The following is a 14,135-nucleotide window of genomic DNA, read 5'->3' as shown; positions in this document are numbered from 1 at the left end:
TTATTATACTGATAACCGTGCTTTAGTCAATTGATCCTTACAGAGTTGACATACTATCTCTGCCACTTGCTGTTCGCTTTTCGGGTCTGACATGTCGATGCGGAGAACATTCGGGAAGGATTGGAAAAAGGTTTGCTGCCGTTTGGCGTAGCGTTTGCTGTTGCGCTTAATGAGGTCTTTCACCGCATCCATCGGGGCGTCCGCCGGCGCATCGGGGGACAGCTCAAAAAACTCTCGGTACCCGATAGCCTTCATTGCAGGATATTCGGCAGTACAGCCCTGTGAAACGAGCTGCGCAATTTCCTGTTGCAACCCTTGCGCAAACATCTCATCGACACGGATTTCGATGCGCCGGTACAGTTCATCGCGAGGGCGGTCTAAACATATCGGGCAAAAGCGGAAACCCTCGCGATAACGGTACGACAGCTCGAACGAGCTGAGCGGCCGCCCCGAGGCGCAATACACCTCGTGCGCGCGGAGGATACGGTATTCGTCATGGATGTGGATTTTTGCTGCCGATGCGGGGTCAAAAGACGCAAGTTCCCCGTGCATTGCCGCGGCGCCGACACGCTGCATCCGTTCCTGCAATTGTGCACGTAAAACCGGATCCGCCTGCGGGGTAACCGGCATACCGTACATAAAATGTTTAATGTAAAAAGCCGTCCCGCCAAGCACAACCGGCAGTTTGCCGCGGCTTGCAATGTCCTTGCAGAGTGCATCCGCGCTGCGTACAAAGTCAGCTACGGAAAATTCTTCGGAAGGATCGCATATCCCGATGAGGTGATGGGGGAGCGTATCGAGAAGCTCTTGCGGAGGTTGAGCCGAACCGATAGGCATACCGCGATATACCTGCACCGAATCTGCAGATATAATCTCTGCTTTAATGGAGTTAACAGGAGAAGTAAAAAGATGAGCGGCAAGCGCAGTCTTTCCGCAGGCGGTGGCCCCGAAAACAACCGCGACCGGAATTGTATGTGTCGATATCAAGAATTAGGAATGATCGGGGCGATAGTCTATTTTATAGTCGATAGCGCCGGTAAATACTTGAGCCGCCGCGGTGCACACAACTTTATCGTTATTCTCTTCGAGTATCGGATCTTGAATAGTTACCAGCTGAAAAGCGCGCCGAGTAGCGGCGCAGGTAATTTCGTAAATATTGCCTTTGAATTCAATCAATTCTTTTAACGGAAAAATCATAACGCATATTATAGCGAGTTTTAGTATTTACTGCAACCGATTAGTTTGCCAATTATGTGAAAGATGAGCAATCGTTGAATATGTTTTCGCTACGAGCTGCAGCTTTCGCATTCTTCCACTTCGAGGGAGCGGCTGCGGACATAATAGACGGATTTTATGCCGTTTTTCCATGCTTCAACATACAAGTTGAGCACCTGCCGGAAGCTGTACTCGTTGGTAATGTAGAAGTTCATGGATTGTCCCTGATCGATATGACGCTGGCGGAGACCGCAGGCGCGGATGCTCCAGAGCTGATCAATGGTGTGGGCGTTTTTATACAGCCAATAGGTTTCGAGCGAGAGGGCTGGCGCAACACGGGGGACAAGTGAGCCTTTCTTTTCTTCCAAAAAATAGCGCTTCATAATGGGATCGATACCGGCAGTGGTGCCTGCGACAATCGAGGTTGAACTGGTCGGAGCGACCGCTAACAGATAGCCGTTCCGCATACCGTGTCGGGCAACCGCGTTCTGCAGTGTGTTCCACTGTTCGGAATGATAGCCGCGTTTTTCAAAATACGCGCCAGTTTGCCAATCGCTGCCTTCAAAGAGGCGGTAAGAACCTTTCTCTTCAGCAATCCGCATACTCGCCTGCACTGCATAGTAATTGATTTTTTCAAACAGCTCATCGGCAAGGCGGAGGTGCGCCTCGCTTTCCCACGCAATGTGTTTTTTTGCCAATAAATGATGATAGCCCGAAACGCCTAAGCCGATGGCGCGGTACTGCTCGTTGGTGATCTTCGCGTATGGTACGGGATAAAAATTGAGATCAATCACATTGTCTAAAGCACGCACTGCCGCTTCTATGACACCTTCCAGCTCGGCTTCGTTATCGGTGTCGATATTGCCGAGTACAAGTGAAGCAAGATTACAGACGACGAAATTGCCGGGCTTTGTAACGGTTACAACTACGGTCTCCCCATCCTGTGTTTTAATTTCGGTGTTCACCGTTTCGATCGGGCTCATATTCTGTGCAATTTCGGTACAGAGGTTGGAGCTATAGATCATGCCCTTATGTCCGTTCGGGTTAGCGCGGTTCGCATGGTCGCGGTTAAAGATGAACGGCGTACCGGTTTCTACCGCTGATTTTAGGATGAGGCGCACCAGCTCTTTTATCGGGATTTCCCGTTTGGAAATTCGGTTATCGTTGATACAATCCTTGTAGCGCTTTTCCCATTCTTCGCCGTAAAAGTCTTCCAGCGCGTAGCCTTTTACGGTGAGGACTTCGTGCGGACACATCAGGTACCATGGGGCATTGATGTCCTCATCGACGGTGCGCCAGAAGAGGTCGGGGCAGCACACCGCAGGGAACACATCGTGCGCCTTCATGCGGTCGTCGCCGTTATTGGTACGGAGCTGTAAAAACTCCGGCACGTCCTTATGCCATACGTCCAAGTACACGGCTACCGAACCCTGCCGCACACCCAGCTGATCGACGGCGACAGCGGTATCGTTTGCAAGCTTTATCCAGCGGATAACCCCGCCTGCCGCTCCTTGAAACCCGCGGATGGGTGCGCCGACTGCCCGCACCTTGCCGAAGTACAGCCCCATGCCGCCGCCGAATTTGGAAATCTTTGCGAAGTTATCGATGCTGCGATAAATCCCGTCGAGGGAGTCGGGAACGGTGTCGATAAAGCAGGATGAAAGCTGATGATAGGGCTTGCGGGCATTGGAAAGGGTCGGCGTCGCCATGGTAACCTGCAAGCTGCTCAGCATCAGGTAAAAGCGGCGCACCCATTCCATCCGGTCATTTTTTTCATGCAACGCGAGGTGTAAGGCGATTCCTAAAAACATCTCCTGCGGTGTTTCGAGCGGAATATGTCCCCGTGTGGAAATAACATACCGGCGCAAGAGTAAATCCAAACCGCTGTAGGTGAATAGGTCGTTTTTACCGTTATCGATATATGAATAGGCTTTTTCCAGCTCTTCTTTTGAATAGCCTGCACGGATATAAGCGCCGTAGAGTCCTTTTTCTTCCAGATAGGTGATTTTTTCGTAAAACGATCGGATATTCCGTTTTTCAAGCTCGATTTTCAGTTTGCCGGAAAAATCAAGCATCAAAAAGCGGGCGGCAATAAACTCCCAGCGGGGAGCCTCCTGCGCAGTGAGCTCAACAGCGGCCTTTATCACCAAGGCGAGTAATTCCGATTCTGTCATATCCTGCTTACGGAAGGATTCAAACTTGTGAAAGAGCAGGGTTAAGCTGTACTGTTCTTCGGAAAAATCCTGCTGGATACGGGTTAGTACCGGTTGAATATTAATGGAAGAAAAATGGGCCGCAATAGCACGCCTCGCATCCCGTTTTTTTGTCTGTTCAACACGGTAAAGAATAAAACTCTTTACCGCTGCGTAATAATTATGTTCGATGAGCGTTTTTTCAACCAGATCTTGAATGGTTTCTACCTGTACCGCATTCCCGTTTTTGCTCAGTTCATATATATCGGCTTCGATTTCCGCCGTCATCTGCTGCAGTACTTGCGCAAGGTTGTCAACCTTTGATAGTTCCGTGTCCTTTTGTACAGCCGTATTTGCATCATGCTGCGCCGCCGCATCCGTTACACTGTTAAATGCTGCCTGCATCGCCAATGTAATCTTTTCGGCATTGTAGGCTTCCTTTTCACCGTTTCGCTTAATAATATCCATTCCTAATTTCCTTACTCTGCGGATTTTAATGGGAAAGGTACAGGGCGTCAACAGGGTAAACGAGTCAGGCTGTTTTTAGCAGCTACACAAGATAGTTGAGTTTTTTACATAATGAGCCGATATTTATAGACGAATATGTCTAAGCGTTGTTATTCCGTTTGCTTTTTTATTTTTTCTCTTGCGATTTATACCGTTGCTGCAACAGATACCCTGCATATATTGGAAAAAGGCGAAACGCTCTATGCGTTAAGCCGCAAATATTCGGTACCGGTTGCTATCCTCCTGGAACGGAATAACATCAGCGATGCGGGTAAAATTACGATTGGACAGAAAATCTATATTCCGGAAACATACACAATACAAAAGGGTGACACGCTTTACAGCATTGCGAAAAAATTCTCCGTTACCGTTGATGCGCTGCGAAAAGCAAATAGCCTCTCCAATTCAGATGTCTTAAAAGTCGGAAAAATATTGATTGTGCCGGAAAGAGAAAAAAACGCCGTTGCCTCTGCTCCCAAAAATGCGACAGCTTCCACCAATACGACAGCAGCTCAGCAACATTCTCAAGCTTCATGGGAAGACCCTCGCTCATATACAAAAAAAAGCATAGACAAAAAGCTTCTGTGGCCTGTTCCTATTACCGAAATTTCGTATCTGTCGGGAAAGCTCTACGGCGTCGCCATCGATTCGACAACAAATGCATCGGTAAAGGCCATCGCATCGGGACGGGTTATTTCAATCGGTCCGCATCGAGGATACGGGCAGGTTATCTTTATTCAATCCAAAACAAAGCACGTCTATGTATACGGGGGATTGGCGCAGATACTCCCGCAAGCGGGTACGCACATTACCGTCGGTCAAAAACTCGGTACCCTTGCCGCAGATTCTATTACCGGTACGCCGAGACTTTATTTTATGGTATATGCAAACAATAAACCGATCGATCCTGCAAAGGCTCCGCGCGGCAAATAGAACCGTTGACTAACAACCGTAGGAGAGAATATGGAATTTAAACACCTCGAAGTATTTGTAAAGTTAGTCGAAAATTTAAGCTTTTCTGCGGCGGCCGAAGAACTGAATATTTCGCAGCCGACAGTGAGTCTGCACATTAAGCAGCTCGAAGAAGAACTGGATACTCCCCTCTTTATCCGTTCCACGCGAGAACTGAAAATTACGGAAGAAGGGACGATGCTCTACCGCGAAGCAAAGGATTTATTGCAGCAGCGTTCGGCTCTTATAGACCGATTTATCAATCCAAATCAAAAGGTGTTGAGGCTCGGCGCTTCTACTATCCCAACGGGATATATACTTCCCTTTATATTGAGTCGATTCAGAAAAGACCACCCCAATATCCTTGTTCAAGTTGAAGAACAAAACAGCTACGAAACGATTAAACGGATTTCTGCCCGAAAGGTCGATGCGGGCATTGTTGGAATGAAAAGCGATGATGAAAACTGCGAGTTTAAACCGATCTACCAAGATGAGTTTGTTTTTATTACGCCTAATATTCCCTATTATCGAGCTTTACAGCAGACAAAACCCGATTTAAAGCGGCTCGCTCAGGAACCGCTCATTGTACGGGAAAGCGGTTCCGCCGTAAAGCAGAATATGGAGCTCATATTAGCTTCCGCACATATCCCCGCCGAATCGCTGCATATCATCACCACGATCAACAATATCGAAGTGATAAAGCGGCTCGTTGCGCAAGGGGCGGGTACGTCATTTATTTCCAAAATTGCCGTAGATGATATGATTAAGCGTGGAGAGCTACTCGCTTTCTCGCTGGAGAACGTACCGCATCGCTACCGCGACCTTTATCTTGTATGGAATAAAAAGATTACGCCCCCAAGCTATCTGCGGGAATTTTTAGATTGCGCACGCCTTTATAAGAAGCCCGTAGGCAATCAACAACCCCGACGCGAGCGTCGGGGTTTAAACCCGCACGAATAATGCAATCTAAAAAGACGGCTTTCAGTAGTTTTCCTATACCCCTTGGAATTGCAGCCAGCGGGCAAGTGCTCCGGCAATAGTGCTGAACGGAGGTGTCCCCGTCTGAGCATATTCTTCGAGTGCATACCCTATCTTTACAAAGAAGGCCGTAATGCTCGCCAAACCGGCGGTTACCATCAATATACCGAAAAAGATGATCAGCACTCCGGCTGTTATCTTAACCCCGCGCATATGCCGCTTGAACCACTGTAGCACCGGCTCAGCTTTATCAAAAAACAGCCCTACCAGCAAGAAAGGAATGCCGAGTCCGAGCGAATACGCCCCGAGCAAAAAGGTTGCTTTTACGATATTGCCCGCTTGAGCCGCAAAGAGCAGAATGGACGACAATATCGGCCCGATACAAGGGCTCCATCCGGCGGCGAACAGCATACCGAAGAGAAACGCCTTTGAAAAACTTGCGGCAGTACTCGGCGCCTGTGCTTTTATCTCTCCGCGTAAAAACGGGATAAAATCGAAAAGCATATTCAGGCCGAGAATTATGACAACAACTCCCGCAATCCGCATAATGACGCGGGGGGCGGAACTGCCGATAAAACGGGCGCCTGTTCCGAATAGGATCGCAAGCAGTACAAATACTACTGTAAATCCCAGCACAAAGCTGATGCTGCGCAGAAAAAGGCGCATACGGCCGTTGTTGCCTTCGCGGATTTGGGCAAGCGATTCACCGGAGATGAACGAAAGATAGACGGGAATAAGCGGCAATACGCAGGGGCTCAAAAATGAAAGCAGTCCTGCAAAAAAGGCTCCGAATAAACCGGGAAGAGACGCACTACCCATCGGCTAATTCCTTAAGCAGTTTTATCAATTCTGCTTGGTCATACTCCATCGCTCCGATACGTGCGGCAATAACCTTTCCCTCTTTATTAACGAGGTAGGTCGACGGAAGTCCGCGCGCAGCAAATATGGACGATAACTGGTTTGATTCATCCAAATAGATGGGGAATGTATATTTATTTTTTTCGATAAAAGATGTGACTTGCGAACGATGCTCACCGGCATTGACAGCAATAATTCGGAAATTTGTACCGTCCATCTGCTTATATAAGCGCTCGATGGAGGGCATTTCCGCACGGCACGGCGGGCACCACGTCGCCCAAAAATTGAGGAGTGTGATTTTACCGGTAAAATCGTCCACTTTGATAGGATCGCCTGCAAGCGCAGGTATCGGTGCGGTTATAGGCAGATCAATCGGTGTGTCGTAAACGTAAAACCCGAGCGAACTCAGCGCTGCGACCGGATCAGCATTGGTTTGTCGATCGGCAGAAGTCTGCATTGTCGTAGAAGCGGTAGCAGTTGGCTGTACTCCCGAATTCGGTGTTGCTGCCGGGTTGGCAGTCTGCGCTTGTTTAGCGGAACAACCGAGCACAAAAAGGTTAAAAACGAAACATAAAGATACTATTCTGATTTTCATGCAAACAAAATAGTATATTTCCGACAGGAAGTCAAATATTCGGAATGATTTTTAATTAAATAATTTAGTAGCAGGGCAAATGCATTAGGTAGAGTAGAGCAAAAGTGTAAAATAATTGGGACTACTAGAAACAGTTTGATGCGTTTGCACGATAGGTTCCTTAAAATTTAACAGTCGAACAAAATATCAATTTTTGAGACTGTTGAATCCGTGCGCGATAGCGCACACGTCAATAAGCGATGTTTGCGTAAGCAAACTCGTAGCGTTTTTCAGCCGCGCTATTTCAGCGGCTGAAAATAAACCTTGACTTTTTTTCACTCCTATTGTATACATATAGCATATTTACAGTGAACACTGCGAGTTCAAGAGATCGTAGCTCATTTGGATAGAGCAACTGCCTTCTAAGCAGTAGGTGGCGGGTTCGAATCCCGCCGGTCTCATCTTATCATCCTGCCGGCTTCCGATAGCAAAGATACTTCATATTATCTTTTTTACCTTTCATCTGCACAAATAATCAACTCAAAATTTTCTTTTGTACGAAATTTTCTTTGATCTAGTCCTGAAATATCATGTTGTATATTCAGCGTCGCTCTTGTATACTATTAGGAGCATCTATAGCCCGTGAGTTTTTAGATGCTCCAGCTGTTATTAGTTGATGGAGCCCAATAATGAGAAAATCCGGTATTGTTTTAATGATTATAACCCTGGCAGCCCTTATCGCCGGCTGCGGCAAAGGTTCAAGGTCGGGCGATGCGAATCAAAAAGCGTATATCGCAAAGCTGCAAGAACAGACGCAGCGCAAGTACAATGATCCGAATATTTCGGACTTTGAAAAGCAGTTTTTACCGCAGTATGCGATAGAAACGCCCGAACCCGAACAGAACTCCAAGATACCGGCGTTTAAAGCGCCCGCGCCGCAATCATCGGCAAAAGATGTCTCGGTTATTCCCGGAGTACGGGCGCTTACCGCATACAAAACCTCCTATACGCCTCAATTGACGGCAGAGACCGGCGAGCAAACCAAAGGCATAGCGGAAACCATCGATCTCCCGCAGAGCGGAGCGCTCACGGTTGCCGATTGGGGACCGAAAGGCAAGATTCCCGCGGCGGTAACCTCGCCGTCCTTTTATGTCGTGTTCTCGCTGCCGGTTAAGGCAATCGGCGCCCTCGGCAAACCGGAAACGGAGTCTCCATACCTATCGATTAGTCCTGCCGTAAAAGGCATATTCCGCTGGTACGGCTCGCGGTACCTTGCTTTTGAACCTGCAGAAAGCCTTAAACCCGGACTGAAATACACGATAACCGTTAAAGACAGCGTACAAGCGCTCAACGGAAAACAAATAGAAGGGAAAAGGCAGTTCACCGTTACCAGCGAAGTGCTCCGAATCACCTATTCCCAACCCGGCTATATGCTGCGGAAAAACTCCGACCGGTGGATACCCATCAATACCGACAACCTGATTCCGGAAGCGGCAAACGATGTACAGCTCCGCTTCAATTATCCTGTACAGCCTGCCGAACTGCAATCGATTCTTTCCGTATCGGTACAGGAAGCAGGGAAACAAGCGGTTCCATACCGTCATACCGTTACCCGCCCCGAAGGAGAAAACGACTTCAACGTATTGGTGAATATCAACGGCAAAATCCCCTTTAATGCAACGGTTACCGTAGCGGCAAAACGTCCGGACGGCTCCCTCACTACAGCACAATACCATACGCTCAAGCCGTTTACCTGTAAAGGCGCATCGGTTTATCATAGCGACTACGGCTATACAAACCCGATAGCACTCCGATTCTCCCATCCGGTGGATAAAAAGACCGTACTCAACAATATTTCCATAAAACCGGCGCTCACATTCGGTGAAAAAAATATCGAAGTGCACAATGCAACATCGTACTATTCAACCGTGCTGATTCACGGCTTGCCGGTCGCACCCCAAGAAACATACACCGTTACCGTACAAAACGGCATAAAGGATACCTACGGCAGAGCTCTTGCCTCCGCTGCATCCTATACGGTTACCGTTCCCGATGCACCGAGTTTTGTGCAATATACCGATACGGGACATCTGATGTTGGAAGCAGCGTATCCGCATAAATACCTCTTTGAATATCAAAATATTCTTTCCCCGTCGAGCTATGCAATCGCAAAAACCGACAACCCGCTTGATCTGGACTCATGGGGAGAGGCATACGACCGTTCAAAGGCAAAGACCTTAGATGCTTCCATACGGAATAAACGGCTGTTTGAACTCGCCGACCTTGACCCCTACCTTGAAAACGGCAAGGGTTTTGTCTGTATCGATTCGGAAGTAACGTTGCCGCCCTATTCTCAGCGGGATAAAAAGCCGCGCGTCAACCGCCAAACCTCGACCGTGCAGGTAACGGACCTCGGCATTACCGTCCGTTCCGCACTCAATAAAACCGTCGTGCTGGTTTCCAAACTGTCAACGGGAGAACCTGTGGAAGGTGCTTCAGTGTACCTGTACGACGCGGAAACCGATAAGAATGAAGCGGTCAGCCCCGAAGAAGGTGCACAAAATCCCTTTGCCTCCGGCACCACCGATAAAGAAGGAATTGCCGTCCTTCCCTACGGAAGCAAAAGTATCCGCTTTTTCCGCAATGCAGGGAATTATGCTGCCGTATTTGTAGAAAAAGACGGAGATAAAGCTGTTTTTTATCCGCATACCCACAGTCCGTGGCGCTTCGATGTGTACGCAGCAAATCCGCAAGAGATTGCAGAAACACACCAGCGGACATTCCTCTTTTCGGACAGAGGGCTGTATAAACCCGGAGAAACGGTTTCGTTCAGAGGTATCGACCGCACACAAATGTTCAATACTTTCACACCGTACGAGGGGCAGTACATCGTTACGTTATCCGGTTATTCATCGGAAGGAGATGAGGTCGAAGTTGCAGAACAAGAAGGTACCTGTACCGATTCGGGGAGCTTTTGGGGAGCATTCAACTTACCGGAAGATTTAGCGCCCGGCTCCTACAGCCTGACCTACCGGCGGGCTGACGACGATAACAACAACGAAGCACAGGAATGCCCCATCACCGTTGCGTATTTTGAAAAGTTGAAATTTCAGGCGGAAGTAACTATGCCGCAACAGCCGGTCATTATGGGAGATACCATCAAAGCGGCAGTATCCGCCTCGTACCTTTCGGGCGGAGGGATCGGCAAGGCTTCGTACAGCGGAAGCTGGATGCGGCAAGGAACCTCTTTCAGCCCTCAACATCCGGCATTAAAGGACTATCGGTTCGGCGTAGAAGGCTATGGTATCGATCATGTTGCATCGTTTTCCGGAAAACTGTCGAACACGGGTACGGCGGAACTTTCCTGCCAAGCGGCGGCTTCGGAAGGCATTATCGGTCTCCCCTATCGCTACAGTACCGAGGTTTCGATAACCGACATCAGCAATCAGCAAATTTCCGCACGGAATACCGTTATGGTGCATCCGGCAGCGCTCTACATTGGGCTTGCACGGCCTGAAAACCTTACCGGCTTTGCGCAAAAGGGACAAAAGCTCACCTTCCCGTTCATCCTCGCCTCCCCCGACGGCAATCCGCTTGGCGGCACCAAACCGGCCGCGGGAGATTTTACCGTTGAGCTGATCAGGGAAAACTGGAAGCTCGTACAGGAGCGCGGTTCGGGCGGCAGCATTTACTCAAACTACGAAAAAGAAAACATCACCGAGCATACGGCAACCGTGAAACCCGCTGCAAAGGGAACGGTGCAGGTAACGCCGAAAAATGCCGGTTCATATATTCTGAGTATGAGCGGAACCGATACCGCAGGGCGTACGTTCAAAACCGATTACCGCTTCTATGTTACCGGATCGGGTGCGAGCTTTTGGGATCGCGATTATGAAGACGCCGTGCGCCTAACGCCCGACCAATCGCTGTACAACCCCGGCGACACCGCCCGCATTTTGATGCAAAGCCCGCTCCCTGCGGGAAGATACCTCATCACGGTAGAGCGCGAAGGTATTTTTACGGAAGAAATCCGCGAACTCGACGGAAATACTCAAGTTTTGGAAATTCCCGTCGCAAGCAACTATATTCCCGTGGTGTATGTCGCGGTGTCGTCCTATTCGGTACGGACAAAGGAGCCGCAGCACAAGCACGGTGAACTTGACCTTGATAAGCCGAAAGGCATTTTCGGTATGACGCCGATCTTTGTAAATGCCCGCGTCAAAGCATTCTCCGTCGAACTCGCCGCGGATAAGTCCGTGTACAAGCCCGGAGAGGAAGCAACCGTTACGCTGACGGCGACAAGAGGCGGTAAGCCTTTGGCCAATGCGGAACTCACCCTGCTTGCCGTAGACCGCGGCGTCCTCGATTTAATAGACTATCACGTGCCCAATCCGCTTGACTTCTTCTATAATCCCGGCAATTTTCAGCTCGGCGTCACCGGCGGAGATTCCCGCGCGTGGCTGATGGATCCCGTTATGGAAGAAGCGAAAACCCTTGCAGGCGGCGATTCGGACGGCGGGAAAGGGGATGATGAAGCGGAACGCAGCAACTTTAACCCGACCGCGGTGTTCATTCCTATCTTAAAGACGGATTCAAACGGTAAGGTAACGGCAACCTTTAAGCTACCGGATACGCTGACCAGCTACCGGCTTACCGCCGTCGGAGCACATACCGACCTTTTTGCCCTGCACGAAGAAGAGATTACCGTGCAGAACACCGTCAACATTCTGCCGGTTATGCCCCGCCGCCTCCGCGAACGGGATACTGCAGAATGCGGCGTCCTCATTTCCAATGTGGATACCCGCGCTCATAGCATTACGATACGCGCCTCAGTCCGTGAACCCGGCTCGCAGGATGATTCCGCTGCCGATGCACAGGGCGGTAAGCAAGGCAGCGCGGGAAATGCCGCCGGTCAAAAAAATGGACAGGGGCAAGATACCTCTACAGTCGGCATACCGCACCGCGGAGCCGCCTTTATCGACGGGGAGACAACGCATACGGTTACCGTTGCAGGCGGACAGCAGGCGGCGGTCTACTTTGACATTGCAGCGGTAAAGGCGGGCACGGTAGAGGCGGTGTTTACCGTTTCTTCCGATGCGCTCCAAGAAAAACTGATTCAGCCGCTCGTTATCGAACGCCCCTTTGTCTTTGAAACCGTAACTTCAACCGGCGCTATCGCAAAAGATGAAAACGAAGCAGCCGAGGGGCTGATCATTCCGTCTATGGCAGATGAAAATACCGGCTCGCTCAGTCTGACGCTGGATTCAAGCGGACTCGGCGCGTTGTCATCAGCTATTGATTACGTATTCGACTATCCGTTCCTCTGCATGGAACAGCAGTCTGCCCGCATTCTACCGCTCGTCCTGTTTGAAAACTACATCGACGTATTCTCGCTTAAAAGTAAGGTGCCGAATGTCCGGCACACGGTCAAAAAAACGATGGCGGCATGGGCGCGGGAACAAACGTCCGAAGGCGGCTTCCCCTACTGGCCGGGCGGCTGGTACGCGGACTTTTATGTCAGTTTACGAATTGCGCATATCTGCGCCGCCGCACAGCAACGCGGATACAGCCAAGATGATATTGCCGTCAATACCAAAAAACTGACCGACTATATTCGCTCGCAGCTCCTTGCAAATAGGAAAACACTATCGCCGTACTTACAAGCCTACGCCTGCTTTGTACTGGCAATGAACAACGCCGGTTTTGATGAGAGCATTTTGACGGCAGTTCAGGCACGTGTAATTCCTCAGCTGGAAGACTACACTGCGCAGCCGAATGATCTTGCTGCCCTTGCATTGCTGAGCTTAACCTACACGCAGCGAAACCGCGCCGGAGATGCAGCGAAAGCAGCGAAGTGCACGGAACGGATTATAAACTCCTGCCGCTTTACCACCCGCAGCGTATCACTCGCGGTACCGCCGTTACAAGGCTACCGTTTCTGGTACGGGAACGACCTTTCCCTCGACTTAGCGCTTATTCTGCAAAGCTTGGTAAAAGCGGCGCCCGACCATAGCCGCGAGGATGCGGTACGGGCAGTGCTGTACACCTTGCTCCAGCGTCAAAAAGGCGGCTATTGGCAAAATACGGCAACTACCGCTCACGTGTTGGAAGCAGTGTACGAATATATTCAGTATGCACAGCTTGATGCTACCGACCTCACCGCTGCGGCATCGCTGCCCGGCGGAGACTTGCTCACCGCGGCGTTCAAAGGAGCGGCAGCAAAACCGGCTTTCCAAATGTTCTCCTTTAAAGAACAGCCGGTGTCGGGAGCAAAGCGGGATACCCTGCTGCCACTCCGCTTTACCAAAACCGGTACGGGACAGCTCTACTACACTGCCTCGCTTGCGTATGCACTGCCGCAGGAACGCCAAAAGCCGCGCGACGAGGGGCTCGGTGTTTCCTGTACTATCCGCGACATCGCCGCAGATAAAATCGTAACGCCGGATTCGGAGAACAGCTCGATGATCACCCTCGAAAGCGGCAAAACCTACGAAATGGCAATCTGCCTCTCGTCGGGAAAGGACTATACGTTTGTCGCACTGCGGGCGCCCATTCCGTCAGGGGCGGAAATTTTAGACGCAGCCTTCGTTACCACTGCATCAAACGATTACGAGGAAAAAAATGCGGCAGAGTCGTGGACTGATTGGCGGGATCCAAGTAAGCAACAGATATACGACAACGAAGTTCAGTATTTCTGGAACAGTTGGGACAAAGGCGGCACCACGGTACGCTTTAAATTCCGTGCAGCCCGCCGCGGTGTATTTCCCTGCCCGCCGGCAACCGCCGAGTGTATGTACGAAAACGAAATCTTCGGACGAAGCGGCGGAATGCTGTATGTGATTAAGTGATGGATAATAAGC

The 14,135-nt window shown here is 50.0% G+C and carries 8 protein-coding genes and 1 tRNA gene; 4 read left to right on the top strand and 5 right to left on the bottom strand.

Annotation, left to right across the window (positions count from 1 at the left end; all coding sequences use genetic code 11):
• Positions 1 to 3 precede the first annotated feature (3 nt).
• The 3 genes from miaA to ABH09_RS07720 form a co-directional block, all read right to left on the bottom strand.
• On the bottom strand, positions 4 to 987 hold the full coding sequence (gene miaA / locus ABH09_RS07730; RefSeq protein ID WP_253713966.1) for a tRNA (adenosine(37)-N6)-dimethylallyltransferase MiaA: 984 nt from the start codon (positions 985 to 987) through the stop codon (positions 4 to 6).
• 3 nt (positions 988 to 990) lie between these two features.
• Positions 991 to 1,197 (bottom strand): DNA-directed RNA polymerase subunit omega, encoded by a 207-nt coding sequence (locus tag ABH09_RS07725; RefSeq protein WP_016523781.1) that lies wholly within the window; start codon positions 1,195 to 1,197, stop codon positions 991 to 993.
• An 89-nt stretch (positions 1,198 to 1,286) separates the two neighbouring features.
• On the bottom strand, positions 1,287 to 3,875 hold the full coding sequence (locus ABH09_RS07720) for a ribonucleoside-diphosphate reductase subunit alpha (RefSeq protein WP_253713965.1): 2,589 nt from the start codon (positions 3,873 to 3,875) through the stop codon (positions 1,287 to 1,289).
• Positions 3,876 to 4,010: 135 nt separating this feature from the next.
• On the opposite strand from ABH09_RS07720, the gene ABH09_RS07715 reads away from it, so the two are divergent.
• Both ABH09_RS07715 and ABH09_RS07710 read left to right on the top strand, forming a co-directional pair.
• Positions 4,011 to 4,847 (top strand): M23 family metallopeptidase, encoded by an 837-nt coding sequence (locus tag ABH09_RS07715; protein WP_253713964.1) that lies wholly within the window; start codon positions 4,011 to 4,013, stop codon positions 4,845 to 4,847.
• Positions 4,848 to 4,877: 30 nt separating this feature from the next.
• Positions 4,878 to 5,825 carry a selenium metabolism-associated LysR family transcriptional regulator gene (locus tag ABH09_RS07710; RefSeq protein ID WP_230977615.1) on the top strand — a complete coding sequence of 316 codons (948 nt, stop codon included), beginning with the start codon at positions 4,878 to 4,880 and terminating at the stop codon, positions 5,823 to 5,825.
• Between the two features lie 33 nt (positions 5,826 to 5,858).
• On the opposite strand, the gene ABH09_RS07705 is transcribed toward ABH09_RS07710, so the two are convergent.
• Both ABH09_RS07705 and ABH09_RS07700 read right to left on the bottom strand, forming a co-directional pair.
• Positions 5,859 to 6,662, bottom strand: a complete 804-nt coding sequence (locus ABH09_RS07705; RefSeq protein ID WP_253713963.1) for a cytochrome c biogenesis CcdA family protein — start codon at positions 6,660 to 6,662, stop codon at positions 5,859 to 5,861.
• Positions 6,655 to 7,296, bottom strand: a complete 642-nt coding sequence (locus tag ABH09_RS07700) for a TlpA family protein disulfide reductase (RefSeq protein ID WP_162663756.1) — start codon at positions 7,294 to 7,296, stop codon at positions 6,655 to 6,657. Before ABH09_RS07700 ends, ABH09_RS07705 begins: the two co-directional genes overlap by 8 nt.
• A gap of 366 nt (positions 7,297 to 7,662) precedes the next feature.
• Here ABH09_RS07700 and ABH09_RS07695 point away from each other — a divergent pair.
• Together ABH09_RS07695 and ABH09_RS07690 are read left to right on the top strand one after the other, a co-directional pair.
• Positions 7,663 to 7,736: transfer RNA gene (locus tag ABH09_RS07695), tRNA-Arg, on the top strand.
• Between the two features lie 228 nt (positions 7,737 to 7,964).
• Complete coding sequence (locus ABH09_RS07690) at positions 7,965 to 14,123, top strand: alpha-2-macroglobulin family protein (RefSeq protein ID WP_253713962.1); 6,159 nt, start codon at positions 7,965 to 7,967, stop codon at positions 14,121 to 14,123.
• Positions 14,124 to 14,135: the final 12 nt, after the last annotated feature.

It is taken from the genome of Treponema sp. OMZ 803, assembly GCF_024181165.1.
In the GTDB taxonomy this organism is placed as follows: Bacteria; Spirochaetota; Spirochaetia; order Treponematales; family Treponemataceae; genus Treponema.
Note: the sequence above shows the minus strand (reverse complement) of the source record. Positions and strands in the feature narration are given on the sequence as shown.

What these genes read in the sequence shown, in the direction of transcription:
- ABH09_RS07715 (WP_253713964.1), top strand. Translation starts at nt 4,011, where the DNA reads ATGTCTAAGCGTTGTTATTCCGTTTGCTTTTTTATTTTTTCTCTTGCG.
- ABH09_RS07725 (WP_016523781.1), bottom strand. Translation starts at nt 1,197, where the DNA reads ATGATTTTTCCGTTAAAAGAATTGATTGAATTCAAAGGCAATATTTAC.
- ABH09_RS07690 (WP_253713962.1), top strand. Translation starts at nt 7,965, where the DNA reads ATGAGAAAATCCGGTATTGTTTTAATGATTATAACCCTGGCAGCCCTT.
- ABH09_RS07720 (WP_253713965.1), bottom strand. Translation starts at nt 3,875, where the DNA reads ATGGATATTATTAAGCGAAACGGTGAAAAGGAAGCCTACAATGCCGAA.
- ABH09_RS07700 (WP_162663756.1), bottom strand. Translation starts at nt 7,296, where the DNA reads ATGAAAATCAGAATAGTATCTTTATGTTTCGTTTTTAACCTTTTTGTG.
- ABH09_RS07705 (WP_253713963.1), bottom strand. Translation starts at nt 6,662, where the DNA reads ATGGGTAGTGCGTCTCTTCCCGGTTTATTCGGAGCCTTTTTTGCAGGA.
- ABH09_RS07710 (WP_230977615.1), top strand. Translation starts at nt 4,878, where the DNA reads ATGGAATTTAAACACCTCGAAGTATTTGTAAAGTTAGTCGAAAATTTA.